Origin of the sequence: Halocynthiibacter styelae (genome assembly GCF_016123485.1) — a bacterium.
Taxonomy (GTDB): Bacteria; Pseudomonadota; Alphaproteobacteria; order Rhodobacterales; family Rhodobacteraceae; genus Halocynthiibacter; species Halocynthiibacter styelae.
In genome coordinates, this window is record NZ_JADCKQ010000002.1 from 362,086 (window position 1) to 381,567 (window position 19,482).

15 protein-coding genes are annotated in these 19,482 nt (G+C 53.7%); 7 read left to right on the forward strand and 8 right to left on the reverse strand.

What is annotated here, in order from left to right:
• Positions 1-47 precede the first annotated feature (47 nt).
• Positions 48-1,268 (reverse strand): TsoY family (seleno)protein, encoded by a 1,221-nt coding sequence (locus tag H1D41_RS04010; protein WP_228847695.1) that lies wholly within the window; start codon positions 1,266-1,268, stop codon positions 48-50.
• A gap of 190 nt (positions 1,269-1,458) precedes the next feature.
• Here H1D41_RS04010 and H1D41_RS04015 point away from each other — a divergent pair, with 190 nt between their 5' ends.
• The 6 genes from H1D41_RS04015 (at position 1,459) to H1D41_RS18390 (ending at position 8,784) form a co-directional block, all read left to right on the forward strand.
• A complete protein-coding gene (locus tag H1D41_RS04015; protein WP_228847696.1) occupies positions 1,459-2,112 on the forward strand; it encodes a leucine-rich repeat domain-containing protein in 654 nt (217 codons plus the stop codon).
• A gap of 655 nt (positions 2,113-2,767) precedes the next feature.
• On the forward strand, positions 2,768-2,890 hold the full coding sequence (locus H1D41_RS18285; RefSeq protein ID WP_267473580.1) for a hypothetical protein: 123 nt from the start codon (positions 2,768-2,770) through the stop codon (positions 2,888-2,890).
• Positions 2,891-3,059: 169 nt separating this feature from the next.
• Positions 3,060-4,481, forward strand: a complete 1,422-nt coding sequence (gene xrtT / locus H1D41_RS04020; RefSeq protein WP_228847697.1) for an exosortase T — start codon at positions 3,060-3,062, stop codon at positions 4,479-4,481.
• 18 nt (positions 4,482-4,499) lie between these two features.
• A complete protein-coding gene (locus H1D41_RS04025) occupies positions 4,500-6,539 on the forward strand; it encodes a VIT and vWA domain-containing protein (protein WP_228847698.1) in 2,040 nt (679 codons plus the stop codon).
• 48 nt (positions 6,540-6,587) lie between these two features.
• On the forward strand, positions 6,588-7,256 hold the full coding sequence (locus H1D41_RS04030; protein WP_228847699.1) for a response regulator transcription factor: 669 nt from the start codon (positions 6,588-6,590) through the stop codon (positions 7,254-7,256).
• Positions 7,249-8,784, forward strand: coding sequence for an ATP-binding protein (locus H1D41_RS18390; protein ID WP_228847700.1), 1,536 nt, complete (start codon positions 7,249-7,251; stop codon positions 8,782-8,784). Before H1D41_RS04030 ends, H1D41_RS18390 begins: the two co-directional genes overlap by 8 nt.
• A 332-nt stretch (positions 8,785-9,116) precedes the next feature.
• Here H1D41_RS18390 and H1D41_RS04040 read toward each other — a convergent pair whose 3' ends face one another.
• Genes H1D41_RS04040 through H1D41_RS04050 form a run of 3 tightly spaced genes read right to left on the reverse strand, consistent with a single transcriptional unit; the run spans position 9,117 to position 12,459 of the window.
• Complete coding sequence (locus H1D41_RS04040) at positions 9,117-10,007, reverse strand: plasmid partitioning protein RepB C-terminal domain-containing protein (protein WP_228847701.1); 891 nt, start codon at positions 10,005-10,007, stop codon at positions 9,117-9,119.
• Complete coding sequence (locus H1D41_RS04045; protein WP_228847702.1) at positions 10,004-10,903, reverse strand: ParB/RepB/Spo0J family partition protein; 900 nt, start codon at positions 10,901-10,903, stop codon at positions 10,004-10,006. Before H1D41_RS04045 ends, H1D41_RS04040 begins: the two co-directional genes overlap by 4 nt.
• Positions 10,903-12,459 (reverse strand): recombinase family protein, encoded by a 1,557-nt coding sequence (locus tag H1D41_RS04050; RefSeq protein ID WP_267473581.1) that lies wholly within the window; start codon positions 12,457-12,459, stop codon positions 10,903-10,905. Before H1D41_RS04050 ends, H1D41_RS04045 begins: the two co-directional genes overlap by 1 nt.
• A gap of 774 nt (positions 12,460-13,233) precedes the next feature.
• Between H1D41_RS04050 and H1D41_RS04055 the strand changes: the two genes are divergently transcribed.
• A complete protein-coding gene (locus H1D41_RS04055; RefSeq protein WP_228847703.1) occupies positions 13,234-13,908 on the forward strand; it encodes a hypothetical protein in 675 nt (224 codons plus the stop codon).
• 168 nt (positions 13,909-14,076) lie between these two features.
• Here the strand turns inward: H1D41_RS04055 and H1D41_RS04060 are convergent, their stop codons facing one another.
• The 4 genes from H1D41_RS04060 to H1D41_RS04075 form a co-directional block, all read right to left on the reverse strand.
• Positions 14,077-14,919: an alkaline phosphatase family protein gene (locus H1D41_RS04060; protein WP_228847704.1), complete on the reverse strand. Its 843-nt coding sequence runs from the start codon at positions 14,917-14,919 to the stop codon at positions 14,077-14,079.
• A gap of 94 nt (positions 14,920-15,013) precedes the next feature.
• Positions 15,014-16,741 (reverse strand): SulP family inorganic anion transporter, encoded by a 1,728-nt coding sequence (locus H1D41_RS04065; RefSeq protein ID WP_228847705.1) that lies wholly within the window; start codon positions 16,739-16,741, stop codon positions 15,014-15,016.
• A 146-nt stretch (positions 16,742-16,887) separates the two neighbouring features.
• Positions 16,888-18,561, reverse strand: coding sequence for a bifunctional protein tyrosine phosphatase family protein/NAD(P)/FAD-dependent oxidoreductase (locus tag H1D41_RS04070; RefSeq protein WP_228847706.1), 1,674 nt, complete (start codon positions 18,559-18,561; stop codon positions 16,888-16,890).
• A gap of 10 nt (positions 18,562-18,571) precedes the next feature.
• Complete coding sequence (locus H1D41_RS04075; protein WP_228847707.1) at positions 18,572-19,456, reverse strand: MBL fold metallo-hydrolase; 885 nt, start codon at positions 19,454-19,456, stop codon at positions 18,572-18,574.
• Between the last annotated feature and the right edge of the window lie 26 nt (positions 19,457-19,482).

The following is a 19,482-nucleotide window of genomic DNA, read 5'->3' on the forward strand; positions in this document are numbered from 1 at the left end:
GGCATTTCTGTGCCCGCCAGCCAGTTGGGACACAGAAATCTCGGGGTTTATTCGGCGGGCATTGCCGCGCCTGTCATGGATCCTTTGGCGAAATGCAGGCGATGCAATTTCACAACCAGCGCAATCATCGCGAATTGTGCGATCAGGGCCGGTGTGTTGGCGATCCAGTAAGCGGTTGAGAATTTCTCGATCAAACCGTTAGCAACCAGCCCTTTGTTCACCCAGAAATGCAGCATCACAGACAGCGCAACACCGGGGCAGACCAGGGCGTAGGAAGCGGCGGAGCGTTTGCCTTCGGATGTCATGAATTTTGCGCTGTAGCTGATGCGTTTCAGCACCGCCATGCCCAGCATCAGAAAGAGGATCTGCACCGCGAGGATGCGGGTCAGCATCAGGAAGGTCGCGCCTTTGGCCGCATGCACGTCAAAGGTGGTATGCAACCCGTGATCAATGCGCAGCAGGGCAATCCCGATGACGGTCAGCAGGGGCACGATGACCATCAGGGTCGGTGCGGCCTCCTCCGCGATGCCATGTTCCAGGATCGAACGCACGGCCAGAACCAGGGCGACAGCGGCGACGATCACTGTGGTCATCATCATGAAGCTGGACAGGGTCAGGGATGTGGCCACGATCCATGGGGTTTCAGACATTGCGGCAGGTGCGGCCATGCCGACGGCCACCATGGACAGGGTGAAAGAAGCGAGGATCTGCGCGAAGGAATTGTTGGCTTTGTGGTTGAAGCCGCCCTCAGAGAAGACGCGGGCCAGAAATGCGCCCAGCAGTCTGAAAGACCAGATCCCGACCAGGACAAAGGCGATCAGCGCCAGCGGGAAAAGATATTCCACGATGCCCCACAATCCCGGCACAAAGACCAGACCGGCGATGAAGCCTGCGTTGATCGTCATGGCCGCAGCCAGGGGGGCGGCCAGCAGCTGTGTTTCGGCATTGGTGCCCATCAGTGCGGTGTAAGCGGTGGATTTCTTAAAGGCTGCCAGCTGACGCAGGTTAAACACCATCAGCGAGATATGCAGCGCAGTCATCGCCGCGATTCCGGCCATAGCAAAGACAACGGTAAACTTGCCCGCCGCGCCGGATGTGGCGAAGAAAGACATCAGATCCTCAAACACCGGCACCGGCTGGCCGGGATGGGGCACCCAGAACATGAGATACATGAAGAACGTCACAGACAACCCGCCCGCGCCCAGCGCAGCGAGGAAATAAGGCGGCGACCAGTTCCGGGCCGCGGCGGTTTGCGTATGTGCAGACATGATCAGTCTCCTCATTTGATTCGACGGAAAACCCGTCTTTGAGAGGAACTTGCCGGGAACAGTCGGCGCTGTCGGTGATATTGTTACAAAGAACCCCGCTGCGGAAAACCTGAAGGCTGCGAAGCGCCTCCTGTCGGCATCACATGCGCAGTCACAAATTGGCCGCATTCGCTGGGTACCCACACACCCTATGAAGAAATTTCTATTATTCCTGATTGTTGCCTCAGTCACATCAGGCGCCTGGCAGTACAAACTTCTGAGAACCGCGAACCAGCAACTTGTGGTCGCAGAACAGCGGGTTGCAGATGTCATTTCTGCCCAAGCCAACAGCGTTACCCTGGACGGTCTGACTGAACTGCGCAAACTGCCTCCGAATATCGGTGACGTTCCCAACCTCAGATATCTGAGTGCGCGCGACACCAATCTGAGCGATCTGTCCGGGTTGGAAGGAAACACAACGCTTGAACAGCTTGATGTGAATATGACGCGGGTTTCTGACCTCAGCCCCCTGGAGGGATTGCCCAATCTGAAACTGATTTATCTTCATGACACCTGGGTTTCTGACATTTCGCCGCTTACAACGCTTCCTTCGCTGGAACGCCTTGATATTGGTAAGACACAGATCGAAACCCTTCTTCCAGTGACAGAGATCGAAAACCTGACCTGGCTGAACCTTTACAAAAGCCATGCCCTGGATGGGTCCGGGGACCATTTTGCGGCTTTGCAGGAACGCCCGTTTCTGGAACTGACAGGCGGGAGTACTTTTCGCCAGAATTATCAGCCGGGCTGGCAGTATAACGCCATGCAACGCCTGTCCCGCCTGAGAGAACTATTCGAAATCTGACGGCAGCCCAGAATTTTTGCAAAATTCGCCCCCACGACTGTGGCGCAGGGGCAAGCTACAGCAGAACGTCTTTATCGAAAGCTTTAACGGCAAGCTGCGGGAACCGTGCCGCTTGTTGTATTTGCATTTCACGTTGGAACAGACAGAGTTCAATAGATATCGCAACGGCTTAAAAGCCGTGGCCCCGGCCTGATCGAAACATGGAACTATACTTTTTCTCAGGAAACTCTGAATGTGAAACTGATAGAACCCTCTGGGCACGACGGAAGACAGTTGTATGAGGGGCAAACTCTGTGGACCTCAAACGGGCAGTTCTGGCCTGATCCTGCCGCAGAGAAACGAGCTTCTTTTGTTGATTATTTTGGCCGTGATTAAAGCGTATTTCTCGCCGGGCGCCATAGTGCTGTTCACCGCCTTGCAGTGCATTCAACCAGGCCGGGCTAAGTAAGATTTGCACAAAATCTGCACATCTTACTCAGGTCGTCTGCACATCTTCATGGGAAAACGCCGTAGGGAACGCGCCATACAACCCCGCCTGGATGAAACCAAACAGGTCAACCAGGCATCGGATCGTTCCCGAAATCGGTAACCCTGCGGCATATTACGCCGCATGATAATTCAGAGAAGGTATAAAATGACCAAAAGAACCAGCCCAATGACCAAATCCGCAGCTGCTCGTATTCAAGCTGCCAGCGCGAAACAAATTGAGGGAAAAGTGGAAAAAGACAGCCATGCAGCACGTGCCCAGCGCGCTGCCGCAAACCCAGCAAAGAAGTAAAACACAATATCAAAAGTTAATTTAACCATTTTTCTGTTATTCTGCTGAAACTAAGTCCGCCAAAACACTGATTTGTTTTGGCGGGCTTTTTTATTCAATATCGGCTGCTCTGCACAAATTCTGCACAACCTGCACTGATCCTCTGCACTTTGTTTTGCGATCAGGTGATATGGAACAGACACATGATAAATTTCTCTGGATTGGCCTGACCACTGCATCAGTGATGTTGGCCTTTGAGCCCCTGCGTTGGCTTGTCACAAGCTGGCGTGATCCGTCTTATCAATCTTACGGTGCAGTGTATTGTATCGTGCTTTTGGGACTGATTGGACTGTCGGTAAAAAGCGGCCCTGCCAGAGGCACATCTGTTGCCGGGCGCGTGTTCATGCTGTTTCTGGTCGCTGCGGTCATTCGGCTGGCGGGTCAATTCCTGGCCATCAACATACTAAGCGCACTTGCCTTGTCTCTGGATGTCTTCGCGATTGCTGCGGTATTGCGGCTCGAAAGTCGCAAGATTGCGCTTTCGCCGGAATGGATGGCGATTTTCTTTCTGTTTGCTCTGCCTCTGGCACCGATTTTGCAGCGGGTTGCGGGGTTTCCCCTACAGATGATCTCAGCAGAGATTGCCTGCCAGATGATGTCTCCGGTGTTTGCAGATCTGATCTGTGAAGGTGTCCGGCTGCAATTGAACGGTGTTGATGTGATGGTGGACCTGCCCTGTTCAGGCGCCACGGGACTGTTGTTGCTGGTCAGCCTCTGGACGTTTCTGAACATCATTTACCGTCCATATTTCATGCGGGCGATATTGGGGGGTGTGATCATTGTCGGGCTGAGCATCATTGGGAATGCCTTGCGGATCAGCCTGTTGGCGGGGGGGCTTGGGCTTGGTGTCGACACGATGGAACCCATGCTTCACAGTGCAATCGGATTGTTCACGCTGGTGTTCACGGCTGCGCCTGTTCTGATGTTCTATCGTCCGCAAACAAAACCCCTGCCCCAGATCAGAAAACCGGTCACAAACCTTCCAAAAGCACTGCGGGTACCGGTAACTGTGATGGCATTGCTGGCCGCCCTTGCAATTGTAAACGCCCCCAAGCGCCCCATGGATTTGTCTGCGCCTGTATCCCCCGCGCGCCTGCCGATGCAATTGCTTGGTGCACGGGCTAACCCCATTGCCCTGAGCCCTACAGAACAGCAGTATTTCACGGCTTACGGCGGGCACGCCCAGAAGGTGCAATACGGCCCGATGGGGATAAATGTTGTGCGCACAACTTCGCCTTTACGCCACCTTCACTCACCCGAGGCCTGTCTGTTGGGCATGGGATTTAGTGTGAAATTTCAGGGCACCACATATGACCCGCTTCCAACCTCTGTGTATGAGGCAACGAGCCCGGACGGGCAGATCTGGACTGTCGCTGTCAGCTTTGTTTCCGCTGACGGTCAGCAGACGGCCAGCGTTGGTGAAGCCGTCTGGAGCTGGCTCAATGGATCTTCCCGAAGCTGGCAGTCGATCCAGCGCGTCACCCTGAAATCCCTTCCGGAACAAGACCGGATTTCCTTTGAAAACGCTGCTTTGGCAGCCCTTGACCTGTAACCAAACACGAGGACCATCATGCGACTTTCTTTCCTTTTAATCCCCCTGTTTTCAATCAGCACTGTGACTGCGGCCTGGGCCACAGAAACCGAAGATATCGCCGGACGCGTCGTCGCGCAGGCGAACGGTGTATCTTACGATCTGCCCATGCTTGACAGCCAGATCAGCGTAAACATCGGAGGTGATATGGCCATCGTTGAGATCACCCAAAGCTTTCTCAACGATGGACAAATGCCACTGGAAGCAGAATATCTGTTTCCGCTGAACCAACATGCTGCAATTTACGGAATGGAAATGCGTGTCGGGGATGAGATCATTCAGGCTGTGATACGTGAAAAAGAGGTTGCGGTGGCCGAATTTGAACAGGCCGCGCAAGAGGGTAAAGCCGCAGCTTTGCTGACGCAACATCGCCCGAATATGTTCACGCAACGCATCGCAAACCTCATGCCCGGGCAGCCGATAGATGTGACCCTTCGCTATGTGCAGATGGTCCCGAAAATTGATGCGCAATATGAATTGGTCATCCCCATGATCGTTGGGCCGCGTTATGAAGGCTATGACGTACAACTGGCAGATATCGCGCCTGACGACTTGCCGGATGACGCGCCAAAGCCTGCGAACAGCTGGACGATCAGTGATGTGCCCGCTTATCCTGCAGTGGCGGGTATTAACCTGCCTGACAGCTTTTCCCCCGAGCGTGTCTCGCTTGATCTGAACCTGATCAGCGGCCTGTCCATCGCAGGATTTGGCAGTGATACACATCCGCTGGCGATCCGGGAACATGACACAGGTTTAAACGCCCGGTTTGCCGGAGGTAAAGTTCTGGACAATCGCGATCTGGTGATCCGGTTCACACTTGGGGGGGAGACGCTTGAGGCTGCAAGCCTGTCACATCAGGATGACCGTGGTGGTTTTGTGTCGCTGATGATTGAACCACCGGCTGCTCCGGACGATGCCATGATCACACCGCGTGAACTGGTGTTTGTGCTGGATACATCCGGGTCGATGGGCGGGGATCCCATGAACGCAAGCAAAGTGTTCATGGATGCGGCCCTTAAGAACCTGCGCCCTGATGACTATTTTCGCATCATTCCTTTTGCCAATACCGCGCAAAGGTTCTCCAACGGTTCAACACAGGCAACGCGCCGTAACATTCGCCGGGCACGCAACTATGTTGATGGTCTGCTCACAGGTGGCGGCACCGAAATTGACAACGCTATTCGCACAGCTTTCAGCACCGAACAGCCTGCGGGCACCATGCGCATTGTTGTGTTTTTAAGCGATGGGTATATCGGGGACGAAGCCAGTGTTCTGCGCACCATTAACCAACAAATTGGTGCAGCACGCATTTACGCCTTTGGTGTAGGCAACTCTGTGAACCGCTATTTGCTGGACGCCATGGCGGATGAAGGGCGTGGATATGCGCGTTATGTCAGCGTTGATGAAGATGCCACTGAGGTTGCAGAGGCTTTAGCCGATGATCTGAAATCGCCCCTGCTGACAGATATCACAATTGATTGGGGTGATCTTGAGGTTCACGGTGTCACGCCTGCACGCATTCCTGATCTGTTCGCAGGCAACAATCTGCGTATCTATGCCCGTCACAACGGGGCATCCGATGTGCGGGTCACGCTGAAAGGTCTGGTCAACGGTCATATGGCAGAAATGCCTGTTGATCTGACACTGACAGATACCGCAGATGAAGCGGCCTTGCCTTTGATCTGGGCGCGCAACCGGATTTCAGATCTGACCCGCATGGTGGCGGTGGGATCAAATCCTGATGCGGCCGACAGGGAAATAACCGAATTGGGTCTGGAATTCTCGTTGCAAACGAAAAACACATCCTTCGTTGCTGTCTCTGAAACTGTTATGAACACCACAGATCAGACTGCAACCCCGGCAAGCGTTCCCCTGCCGCAGGTGTCAGGCATGTCAAATCAGGCCCAGGCCACATCGCAGGCTTTTGCAGGGTCTTCTTCGCCGGAGCCTGAAGCAATTCTGGGTTTTCTGATGCTGGCAGCAATGACCTTGTTAGGTTTCCGCCGGAGGATCGTATAAATGTTTAGCGCGCTGGACAAATCTGGCCTGTATTGCCAAACAGAAAGTATGAAAACACGTATCCTTATTGTCGATGATGAACCCAAAATCCGCGTCAATGTGCGCATCGCTGCAGAGGCAGCTGGTTTTGAAACGATCGAAGCAGCAAATGGTCAGATTGCGTTGACCCATATCGGGCGCGAAAACATTGACCTTGTCGTGTTGGATATTGGTATGCCACAGATGGATGGGTTTGAATGTTGCCGACAGATCAGGGCAAAATCAAATGTGCCTATCCTGTTTCTGACCGCCCAGAATGATGAGATTGATCGTGTCTCAGGGTTTCAGCTGGGGGCGGATGATTTCGTCTCCAAACCTTTCAGCCCCCGCGAACTTGTTTTGCGCATCAAAGCCATTCTGGCACGGGGCAAACCACAGCAGACCCCATCATTGCAGCATGGCGTTCTCAGCATAGACAGCACGCGGCACAGTTGCCGTATCCTGGACCAGGAGTTAAATCTGACGGCAACTGAATTTTCATTACTGAAGATCCTGTTGTCGCGCCCGGAACATGTCCTGGATCGCAATCAACTGGCCGGAAATAACGCGCTTTCCGGCCGTACGATTGACAGTCATTTACGCAATATCCGCCACAAGGCTGCGGATCTGGGCTGCCACGATATTGTCGTGACAGTGCATGGGGTCGGGGTGAAACTTGGGGCATGCAGTTGTGAATAACATTCGCAAAAAATGGCGCCCGTCTATCGCGATGGTTATCGCCGCAGTCTGCGTGATTTTGATCTCAATTCCTCTGCTGGCAATGTTGTCAGTGCGTTTGACATCAAACCAGTTTGTCCGTGAAACAGAACAGTCCCTGATCCAGCAGGGGGCAATTTATGCGCAGATTTATGCCCGGGAATTCAAACGGGAAGATGGCCCTCTGGTAGGCGTCGAGCTGACTGAAGATCAGAAGGAACATTGGAACGCCAACCTGCATCCGGCCCGATCCCAACTGAATGTGCGCCAGGATGATATTGCCCCACCGCGCCCGGACGGCGATGTCATTGCGACGCCACCCGATCCGCGTCACCTGGCTGTAGCAGAGAACCTTATCAGCATTGCCCAGGGGGCCCGGAAGACCACCCTCGCAGGCATCGTTCTTCTTGATCATCATGGGCGAAATCTGAACACGGAAACAGCCAGGTCGTTAGCGGCACTTCCCGAAGTTCAGACTGCATTGAACGGTGAGGTCGGTGCAATCCTGCGCGCGCGGACACAGGATTACGAACGACATGCATTTTCTTCTTTAAGCCGCGACACAGGGTTTCGTGTGTTTGTGACCTATCCGGTTATTGTAAATGATCGTGTCATAGGCGCGATATACCTTTCGCGCACGCCCCTGAACCTTGGTAAGTTCCTGTTTGGCGAAAGATATGCGCTTTTGACGATGCTGATCGCGACTGTTTTATCGGCCACTTTTGTCGGGCTATTGCTGTTGCGGCTGATTTCACGGCCTGTTTATGCATTGCGTGACAGATCCCGTGCAATTGCTGCAGGAAAAAATCCAAATGCCGATCCTCTGCAACATTACGGCCTGCGGGAATTGGCGGATTTGGGGGACAGTGTGTCGACGATGGCAATGACCTTAATGCGGCGATCAAAAGAGATTGCCACCTATACGGATCACGTAACCCATGAACTGAAGTCGCCTGTCACCTCTGTGATTGGCGCGGCTGAACTTTTGCAGACGGACGGATTAAAATCGCAGGATCGCGATACGCTTTTGCAAAATATCGAAACCGAAAGCCAACGCATGAACCATCTTCTTGGACGTCTGCGCGAGATGACACGACTGCGGGGCAGCCTGGAAGGGGATCCCGGGAAGCTGGCACGGATGCTTCCTAACATCGATGGTTTGAAAGTGGTCACGCGGGCCGACCCTGAGGTTATCCTACCAATATCAGAAGAACACGGTGCAATGATTTTGCTTCATATGGGACAGAATGCATTGTCGCACGGTGCATCGGAATTAGAGCTGTCTTATGCGGATCGCATTCTGCATGTGTCTGACAATGGTGATGGCATCGCAGAAGGTGACATCCCACGCGTCACAAATCCGTTTTTCACCACCCGGCGTGAACAAGGCGGGACTGGTATGGGCCTTGCTATTGTTTCCGCCATTCTTGAAAATTATGGTGCGACGATCACATGCCTTCCATGTAATACCGGCGCGTCGTTTGCGATCCACTTCTCAAATCAGAGTTAGATGACCCTGCCAGATTGATTTTTGCGCCCCATGGTCAATCCTCAAAGTGTATCGAACTACTAATGCAATCGCTTTGCATCATTTCTCAGGTTCAGAGCGATTGCATAAGTAGTTTTACGTAAACCTCATTGGTCGACGTTCATTCTTCGGAATGGATAAGAATTTCATCCAACGGCTGTCTGCGCCGGACATTTGGTCCGGCATGATGGGCCCAACGGGATCGCCCTTATTCCCATCACCACGTTGGACCCGCCCTACAATGCGGCGTCTCCTGTGGTCCCCGCACTTAATTGGGCCGGGTCCCCAATGCTCATGTCTTCAGTCAGGCAAAGTTAAGGCGCAAACACCTCTCGCTCAGTGATCTTCTCAAATTCGGGCAGAAACTCTTCGTGGTGCAGACCAAGATATTTCACGATCCGTTCGTTGTTTAACAATTTCGCGACGTAGCCACGTGCCAAAACAAGATCGAGATGATCGATCCCGTAGCTGTCCTCGACCAAACGAACTTCGCGCTCCAGATTTGAAGACTCGCGCTCCATCAGATCAAGTTGTTCCCGGGAAATACCTTTGAATTTTTTAGGCGTTGCCCCTGTGACCAGCTGACTATCGGGGGTCGCCGCCAGCAGCGATCGGGCATAATTTATGGTATATTTGTTCATAGTCATCATCAGTTGCGCGGCTTCAATCTGACGCATGGGTTTCATTTTCCTGAGGATCTGAAACCCCGTCACAGCAATCTGCTTGTCCTTCAGCATTTCGGCAGCTTCACCGCAAATGCCATCTAGCAAACGCCTTTTCTGTTGAAGCGTTCTTATGTTCACATCCAACGCTTTTGCCAGGCGTTCTTCCGGCACACCAAGGGTCAGGGCGCGCAGGATCATTTTATGTTCCTGGATGGTCGCAAGTCGACTTATGCGCTTGTTATAAGTGAACGCTTCATCATCGGTGGAAATGATACATTGTGTTTCAGTCGCCCCCTGGTTCTGCAACACGTCCAGCCGCAGATGCCCGTCAAGCAGTGTGTATTGGTCTGCGTTATTTGGATCACGCGTGACAACAAGAGGTTCGACCAACCCGATTTCCGCGACAGAGGCGGCGATACGTTTGTATTTGATTGTCGATTTTATCTGTGCGGACACAACATACAAGGGCGCGATCTGGTCAAATGGAATGCGTAGCAACTCACGTTCAAATGCAGCTGTAACAACCTGGTCATCATTCATGCCTTCGCCTCTTCAATATGGGTTAATCGATCCGCAATCGTCCTGGGAATATTGGCCAGCCCTTCTGCGCGCAGGAGCGTGACAAAGTTCTCGTCCGACAGGAGCGTTTTCAGCGATTGTGTGAGAAAGAGCATTTCGCTGCGCGTCGCCCCAGCTTTACGCAACAGGATTTTCTTCTTATCAACATCATTTTGATACGTCCGCAAAAGGGTTTCAACAGAGAGGTTTTTACGAACCCCTGGTTCAGAATTGCCGCGCCCTTTGCCATATTGCGCACGCGCCTCAACCAAACGCTTTGCGGCCATAAGGCGGCCTCCGCGCAAAACCTTGCTTTCATAGGCCTTACGCAACACGGTTTGCACGCCGATATCATCCGCTTCGGCAATATCAACGGCGACGCTTACGGGGATTTTTCCACTTTCAACGGCACGCAACAGCCGATGTTCATGACTTTCCAAAAGGCGAATGACACCATGCACATATTTGACCGAAAGATGGGTTTTCGTCGCAATCTCACGTGTGGAATATCCACTGTCTTTGAGACGCTTGATATCCCGCAGTAAATCGAGCGAGCGATGCTGCCTGCGTGCCAGGTTTTCGACGAGGCTCATGACAAGACAGTCCTCAGAGCTTGCCGTGATCACAACAGCAGGGATCTTATCTTGTTTCAGAGCCTTGAAGGCTTCCAAACGCCCCTGGCCACAGACCAGTTCATATGCCAGCTCGCCGCTTGTTTCATTATTGCGCACTGCAACGGTGATAGGACGTTTAAGGCCAAGCTCAGCGATGTTTGCAACGATCTCTTCAAAGACCTTTTGATTGCGGATACGAGGATTGATCACCGTGATCGTATCCACTGCAATGAGTTCGGTGTGTTCTTTGGGCGTATCAGACATCACGCGACCTCCAGAATTGAAATACGCCTGGATAGGGCGAAGAAATGTTTGAGGCTATCAAGCCGAAAAGCGTCCAGCGACAGGCCGTTGCTTTCCGAAAGACGTATTTTCGGACGTGTCATATCGGCTGTCGGCAACAGATAATAATCCAGTGGTGTTTCGTTTGTCTGATCCATGCGCACAACGACAGTGATGTCAGGTAAAAGGCCTGTATCCAGCCGAATGTTCCACCTATACGCACCAGCACGGGTTTGCGTACATCTGGCAATGACGACAGATGCGGAAAATTCATGATTGATGGTCAGAAGGTTTGTTTTTGTATCGAGTTCGACTTGCCCGCCAATCTGTTCGATCCCGCCAATGGTGCTCTCGACGATTTCCGCATGTATTCTTCGCAGCCGCTTGTTGATTTCAATGTATCGATAGTCCCGGTCTGGGGTGAAACCGACCAATTTATAAGCCCTCAGCAAGCTGCCGAACCTGCTTTGATACGCACCACTGGAGGGCAAGGCACTGGCTTCATCGATAACAATGCCAGATAGAAAGCCATGCGCTTTGAGCGTACCCCGTAATCCATCCAGCATTTCTTCGTCAGAATAGCGCAGTGCTTTTGCAGCAAAAATAGCTTTGGCGGCGGCAAATAAACCTGTATCTACGATCGCTGCAAACGCGCCTTCGGACCGGACCCAATTGTCCGGATTGTTACGCACGTGATGCTTCTTCAGCTTGAAGGAACGGCGGTTCCAGATGTTGTTACCAATGTATTTCTCATTTGAGAGAATCTGACGCACCACTGACGGCGTCCAGTTGCGGCCCAGATCAGTCTTGATACCCTTTGCGTTCAATTCAGCGGCGATCATTGCCTCGGATTGACTGTCCTCTACAAAGCTGCGGAAAATCTTGTTAACCAGAGCGATTTCATCCACAGGCCCCGGTACGAGCACCACGCGATCCGTCTGAATGCTTTTATGTTCGCCTCTGGCTAATACACCTTTTTGGTTACCCGCCTCATCAATCAACATCCGCCGCAGGCCAAAGCCAGGTGGACCACCTTGACGGTAACCCATCTCAATCAGCCGTGATTGACCCGCAAAGACCTTTTGTGAAAGTTCGCGGCTGTATTCGCCCGCCATCGCGCGTTTGACACCCTTAACAATGGTCGAAACAGGGCTGCCATCATTTTCAAACTGTTCGGCACAGTATTCAATCTCTATGCCTGCACGTTTGCAGATGTATTCGTAATAGGCGCTTTCATCCGCATCCTGGAAGCGCCCCCAACGGCTGATGTCGTACACCAGAACAGTATTAAAATCCGTTTTCCCAGCCTGAATGTCGTCAAGCATTTGTGTAAGACCATCCCGCCCTTTAATCTGTAAACCGCTTTTACCTGCATCAGAGTAAGTTTGGATAACCTGGTAGCCGCGCTCGGCCGCATAAACACCAATGGCGTCTGATTGGTTTTCAGTCGAGTAACGCTGATGCTCTGTTGACATGCGGATGTATTGTGCAGCCTTGCGGTGGCCATTTTGTGCATGATCGTCGTCTGGCGAATTCAACGCGATGGCCCTCCATTATCAAATTTGCATTTCCGTACCGCCACTTAGCGATTCTTCTTTTGATCTTAGCGAGGGAGTGACCGAAATATGTTGCATAAAAAGGGCAAGTCGTTTCATCGGAAATGTGCAGGTCGTATTTCTGCGTCAGAATACAGGCAGGCCATCCGTTCTGCGCTAGCCCAGGAACTTGGCGGCGCGGGGAGTGCAGCAAAGGTTGCGATCCGATGGACCGGGGCAAGCGAACGCACAGCAAAGAATTGGATGTCGGGATCATATGCGCCAACCGCTGAGCATCTCATCGAACTCATGCGGCATTCAGACACTGTGCTTGCGGTCGTGTTGGAATTGGCAGGGCGAGGAGAGGTTATGACAGCCGGTCGTCTCAAGAGTGTTCGGACCGAAGTGGCAAACATTCTGAGAAAACTGGACGCGATCTTTGAGGCCAGTGACGACGGAAGAGGAACCTAAAAGGGATTTCCAGCGCCCGACGATTTCTGGTGAGCGGAAGAACTATGTGACACCTGACATTTTATGAAACGTCAGGCATCTTTGACTTTTCCGTCAAGCAACTGGCCCAGTCTTTCGAAAACGAAAAGAAACCTCCCAGTACTGGTTAGAATACATCCTGGATTTAGATATGCTTTAAGCCACATCCAAATTCAGCTACTCGACAGTGATCTGGTGTAAATCTGCGCGAACGGCCCAAATCTACAAATATTTCACGAGGGACATGGTTCGTGTATGAATTGGCTACGAATCGTGAGGCTAATACCAATGCTAGTATCAAACCTTGATGAATTGTCAGCGTTTCTAGCAAAGTGGTATGGTGTCGACGACTTAAGCTTCGCAACTGAAAAGCTCCCGACAAAAGTTGCCGTCCCAGATACATTGCTTAACACATGGATGAGCCTTGGACGTCTTTCCATCGGATATGATGAATGGCTTCGGACAGGGACACCGTCACCTCTTGCTTGCCAAGACGGCTTTGTCGCGCCCAGTATTCTCGTTGAGCGGGGTGGGTATGTCCAAGTCGTTTCGGAAAATCAGGGAAACTGGTCGATCGGTTATAGGCAAGGAGATCAAGCATCTGATCCGGAAGTGTTTTCCGATTTCCTTGAACAAGAAATTGGCGGAACTGGTTTTGTTGCGCTTGGTTGCAATTTGTCTGATCTCCTTATTACATCGATTCTGACAGAGACTGTATTTTTCGGTTCAATTTCACCCGACGAGGCAAATGTACTGGAAGCCAAATGTAATCGCCCGGTCTGGACTGGCCGATACTACAATGCGGTTGGTTATGGGGACAAATATGAAACGCCCAGTCACCAACTGAGAACCAACTCAGATGAAGACATGCTTGCCTTATATTGGGATAATAAATTCAGTGGTTTCCTTGCATCGTCATCTCAAGGGCAGCTAAGACTTCAAGCGTTCTTTGAGGACCGCTAGCAGCCTTTCGGCGACATATGTAAAGGTCTGGAAAGTTCGCAAACCGGACTTTCCAGATGTTATTCCGTGAAATTTATTCTGTCGTCATCAGATTGAATTGCCCCGGATATGCCGGTCCTGCGCCACTCAGTGCATAGCCCCCGCGCGGATGCGCGGAGGCTGTAAGCTTTAACCTGCGGTGAGGAAGCTGCCTTCGGTCATGCTTTCCGGCACCTCAACGCCAAGACGTGTGAGGATGGTCGGGGCGAGTTGGGTGAGTTTCAGCAGCGTGTCGGGGGCCGGGCCTTCGGCATCGCCAAAGTAATAAAGCGCCGCATCCTGCTGATCTTCGCCGCGTCCGCCGTGGTGGCCACGTTCAGACTGGCCGTGGTCGGCTGTGACCATGATCTCATAGCCCGCATCGCGCCAGCGGCGGATGAAGGGGGCGAGCTGGGCATCCAGTGTGAAACAGGCGTCATCCATTTCTTCGCAGCTGTGCTTAAACCGGTGCCCCATGCTATCCAGCGTACAGGTGTGCAGGATGCCGTAATCGAGGCCAAAGCGTTCGGTCAGCATAGTCAGGGTTGCAAAGAGATCCGCATCACAGGGGGTCATCTGATTGGGATGGCCATAGCCTGTCATTGTGTGGAAACGGCCATGGTTGATGCCCGCGCTGTCGGCTTCGTCATATTCAATATCACGCACCGGATCAAAAGGCGCGCGCTGGAAGAATTCGGACCAGAAGGAATGGGTCACAGCGCCGGTTACGCCGCCCGTTTTTCGGACCTCGGAAAAGATGTCGGGTTGGGACACACGGAAGACATTGTCATTGCCTGTCACCCCATGAACAGCAGGCACAACGCCCGTGTGGATCGAGGCATAGCAGGACGCAGATGTGGATGGCAGGGGCGCGCGGATTTTCCAGACCCGGGCTTCACCCGAGTCGACCCAGCCTTCGAGATTGCCAAAGAGACTGCGCCAGTTGCGCCATGGCACACCATCAATAATCAGTAGCAGAAGTTTGTTGTTCAATGTCCCGCGGCCTCCCTTTTGCGCGCTTGATCGGATCCTCACGCAATCCATGGCGCATTTGTGGGCCGGGTGGCAACAGGAGAATGCAGGTGCGTTACGATGTGGGCAGATTTCGCAGGTGACAATGGGCCTGGTAGTGGGTCAGGAAAAGCTGTCCGGTCAGATCATCCAGGAAGTGACTGCGTTTCAGCCGGTCTGTCACCGGGCCTTTCATTTCTGATAGATGCAGGCGGATGTCCATGTCTTTCAGGCGGGTGTTGATGGCCTCAAGGCTCTCTAATGCGGAGAAGTCGATTTCATTGATCGCAATCCCGTTGATCACCACATCGCGAATGGAGTCATCCTTCACAAGGCGGGCGAACAGATAGTCTTCAAGGAAACGCGCATTGGCGAAATAGAGGCTGCCATCAATGCGGATGGCCAGGAAATGCGGGTGCGTTTCGACGTCGTGACGCAGGATATTGCGGAAATGCTCCGTGTCCTTCACAAGGCCGATTTCCGCGATATGCGGGCGGGAGGTTTTGTAAAGGAACAGGGCGATGGACAGGATCACCCCGGCAGAGACGCCGACCTCTACCCCCATGCCAAGGGTCAGCAGGATGGTGGCGGCGACGGCGGTGAAATCGGCTTTGGAATAGCTCCAGGCGGATTTCAGGATACTGAAATCCACAAGCGACAGAACAGCCACGATGATGGTGGCGGCAAGGGTGGCTTTGGGTAGAAAGAAAATCAGAGGCGTGAGGAACAGCGCGGCGATGGCAAGGCCGATGGCGGTGAAAGCACCGGCTGCGGGGGTTTCGGCACCGGCGTCAAAATTCACGACGGAACGGGAAAAGCCCCCGGTGACAGGGAAGCCGCCGGTGAAGGTAGCACCAAGGTTGGCCGCGCCCAGACCGATCAGCTCCTGATCCGGATCAATACGCTGGCGCTTTTTGGCGGCGAGGGTTTGCGCGACGGAGATGGATTCAACAAAGCCAATCACGGAAATCAGGATCGCAGGCGCCAGGAGATCCCCCAGCAGGGTGATGTTGAGGGATGGCAGGGTAAAAGGTGGCAGGCTTTGGGGAACCTCCCCCACGATTTTCACACCATGCGCCTGAAGCCCCAGCCCCGCGACCAGCGCCGTTGTCACAACAACCGCAAGAACAGGCCCGGCTTTCGTCAGGTTCCCGGCAAGCGCAGCCCCAACCCCAAGACGCATCAGGAAAGGTTTCATACCTTTGCGCACCCAGAACAGGAACAGCGTCGCGGCACCGCCCAGCACGAAGGTGAGCCAGTTCACTTCATCCAGATGCGCCACAAGAGACTGCAACATTTCCGGCAGTGTATGCCCATGGGCAGCGACGCCCAGGAGGTGCTTGAGCTGGCTGGTGGCGATCAATACGCCGGAGGCCGTGATAAAGCCTGCGATCACCGGATGGCTGAGAAAATTGGCGAGAAAGCCAAGACGAAACACGCCCATCAGAACCAGGATCGCACCGGACATGCCCGCGAGGGTGATCGCGGCAATCGCGTACCCTGCGGTGCCCGCTTCGGCCACCTGCCCGACTGCGGCCGCCGTCATCAGCGACACAACCGCCACCGGCCCGACGGCAAGCGCCCGGCTTGTCCCGAAGATGGCATAAAGCACGATCGGCAGGATGGACGCGTATAACCCCATTTCCGGTGGCAGGCCCGCCAACAACGCATAGGCCAGCGATTGCGGGATCAGCATAATGGTCACGATCAGGGCGGCCAGCAGATCTGCAGACAGCAACTGACGATCATAACTGCGCCCCCAGGCCAGAATTGGGACAAAGCGCGACAAGCGTGAAGATTTCATGGATGTACCGGAGTTTCAGCGGCCCAGGTAAACCGGCAGGGGCACGCCCCTACCATTACCGTTTAACCGCTTACCTGTTTAAATTTACCTGAATTTTAGTTCAAACCAGGGCAAAAAACGGACCTGTTCGGGGAATGATCCGGGCTTTAACGGGCCGAAACCTTTTCAGGTTTCGCCAGCCATTCCTTGCCCTTCAACATGCCACGCCAATAGACAGGCGGCAGCAGCTTTTCTTTCAGAAGCCAGGCCGCGCGGGTGGGTTTGGTTCCGTCGATCACCCATTTCGGGAAACTCGGCAGAAGAACACCGCCATAACCGAATTCTGCCAGCACAATTTTGCCGCGCTCCACCGTTAGTGGGCAGGACCCGTACCCATTGTATGCAGAGACCGGGGATTTTCCGGCGATGTCAGCGACAATGTTATCCGCCACGGTCGGTGCCTGCATCCGGGCGGCGGCGGCGGTTTTGGCGTTTGGCGCATTCATCACATCGCCCAGTGACCAGATATTATCATATCGGGCGTGCCGCAGGGTGCTTTGATCCACATCGACCCAACCTGCGGCATCAGCCAGCGGAGAAACCCAGATAAAGTCCGGCGCGACCTGTGGCGGGCAGACATGCATCATGTCAAATTCCATCTCGACGCGCGTGACTTCTGTGTCGGGCTTCGCCACATCAAACCAGGCTTTCTTCGCGGCCCCGTCGACCGCAACCAGATTGTGGAAGAAGTTCAGGTTTGCATCATATTTCTTCACATATTCTTCCAGCGCAGGCACGTAATCCTTCACGCCAAAGAGGACACCTCCAGCGTTGTTGAACTGGATGTCGATGTTCTTGAGGGAACCGGTTTTATGCCAGTGGTCGCCTGACAGATACATCGCCTTCTGCGGCGCACCAGCGCATTTGATCGGCATGGGCGGTTGCGTGAAAATCGCACGACCCTGCTTCATACCACTGACCAGTTCCCAGGTGTAAGGGGCCAGATCATAGCGGTAATTGGAAGTCACGCCGTTTTTGCCAAGGGTTTCCACCAGACCGTCCACAGCATGCCAGTCCAGCTTAATGCCGGGGCAGACGATCAGGCGCTGGTATTTCACCACGCGACAGCCATCCAGCACCACAGCGTTGTCATCAGGTTCGAACGCCGCCACTGCGGATTTCACCCAGTGCACGCCTTTCGGGATGAGGGAGCCCATGGTTTTCGCTGTTGTCGCCGCATCAAAAATGCCGCCACCAACCATGGTCCAGCCGGGTTGGTAATAATGAATATCCGCAGGATCAATGATCGCAACATCAAGGTCTGGCTTACGGGATTTCAGACTGGCGGCCACGGCGATACCGGCGGCACCACCGCCGACAATCACGATGTCATAAGAGGCATCCCCGGTATCGGTCGGGGTTTTGCCGCCATTGACGATCCGGCGCACAACGCCCGCCATATCGTAACCGGCAGATTTCGTTGCCGCGAGGATTTCAGCGCTGTCGAGGATCTCTGCCTGGCTGAGAGACCAGAGGGTGGCGCAACGGGTACCGGTGCGGCAATAAGCAAAGACCGGACCGGGCAACTCACGCATAGCGGTGGCGAAATCGTCCGCGTTCTCATCTGTGACTTTGCCCGAGGTGACAGGCACATAGCGGGCTTCGATCCCGGCTCTCCTCGCCGCCGTTTCAATTTCCTCATACAGAGGCTGATCCGCACCCTCACCATCGGGCCGGTTACAGATGATCGCCCGGAACCCGGCTTTCGCCAGGTCATCAATATCCGCTGCTGTGATCTGTGGGCTGACGCTGAGAGCGTCTGAAATTCTGCGCGTTTCCATGATGTCTCTCTTATATCTTGTTAACCGGAACTTTGAGCATCGGATCTCCGTGCTCATCCACCGGCACCTCACCGGCGCGCATATTGACCTGCAGCGACGGGATGATCAGTTTCGGCATATCCAGAACCGCATCGCGTTCCATGCGGAATTTCACAAATTCTTCCTTGGATTTGCCACCGCCCACATGGATGTTCGCGGCCTTCTCTTCCGCAACGGTGGTTTCCCACTGAATTTCGCGCCCGTTGGGCCCGTAATCGTGGCACATAAACAGGCGCATATCTTCTGGCAGGGCCAGGACGCGCTGAATACTGTCGTACAGTTCCGCAGCACAGCCCCCGGGGAAATCCGCACGGGCAGAGCCGCCATCGGGCATAAACAGCGTGTCGCCCACAAAGGCCGCATTGCCCATCACATGCACCATACAGGCAGGCGTGTGGCCCGGGGTGTGCATGGCGAAACATGTCATCTCGCCCACCTGATACACGTCACCTTCTTTAAACAGGCGATCAAACTGGCTGCCGTCGCGCTGAAATTCGGTGCCTTCATTGAATATCTTGCCAAAGACATCCTGGATCATGGTGATGTTCTGGCCCACCCCAACCTTACCGCCCAGCTTTTCCTGGATATACGGCGCGGCAGAGAGGTGATCCGCATGAACATGGGTTTCGATCTGCCAGGCGAGTTCCAGGCCGCTGTCCTGAATGAAGGTGATGATCTTATCGGCATTCTCAGAAGTGATCCGCCCGGCGGCGTAATCAATATCCATCACAGAATCCACCACGGCACAGGCTTTGCTGGCCGGGTCCTTCACCACATAGCTGATGGTATTTGTCGCCGGGTCAAAGAACGCTGTGACTTCGGGGGTTACTTCCATGGAAATCGGATACTGGCTCATCGCGGGTCTCCTCCTGAGAAAATGAA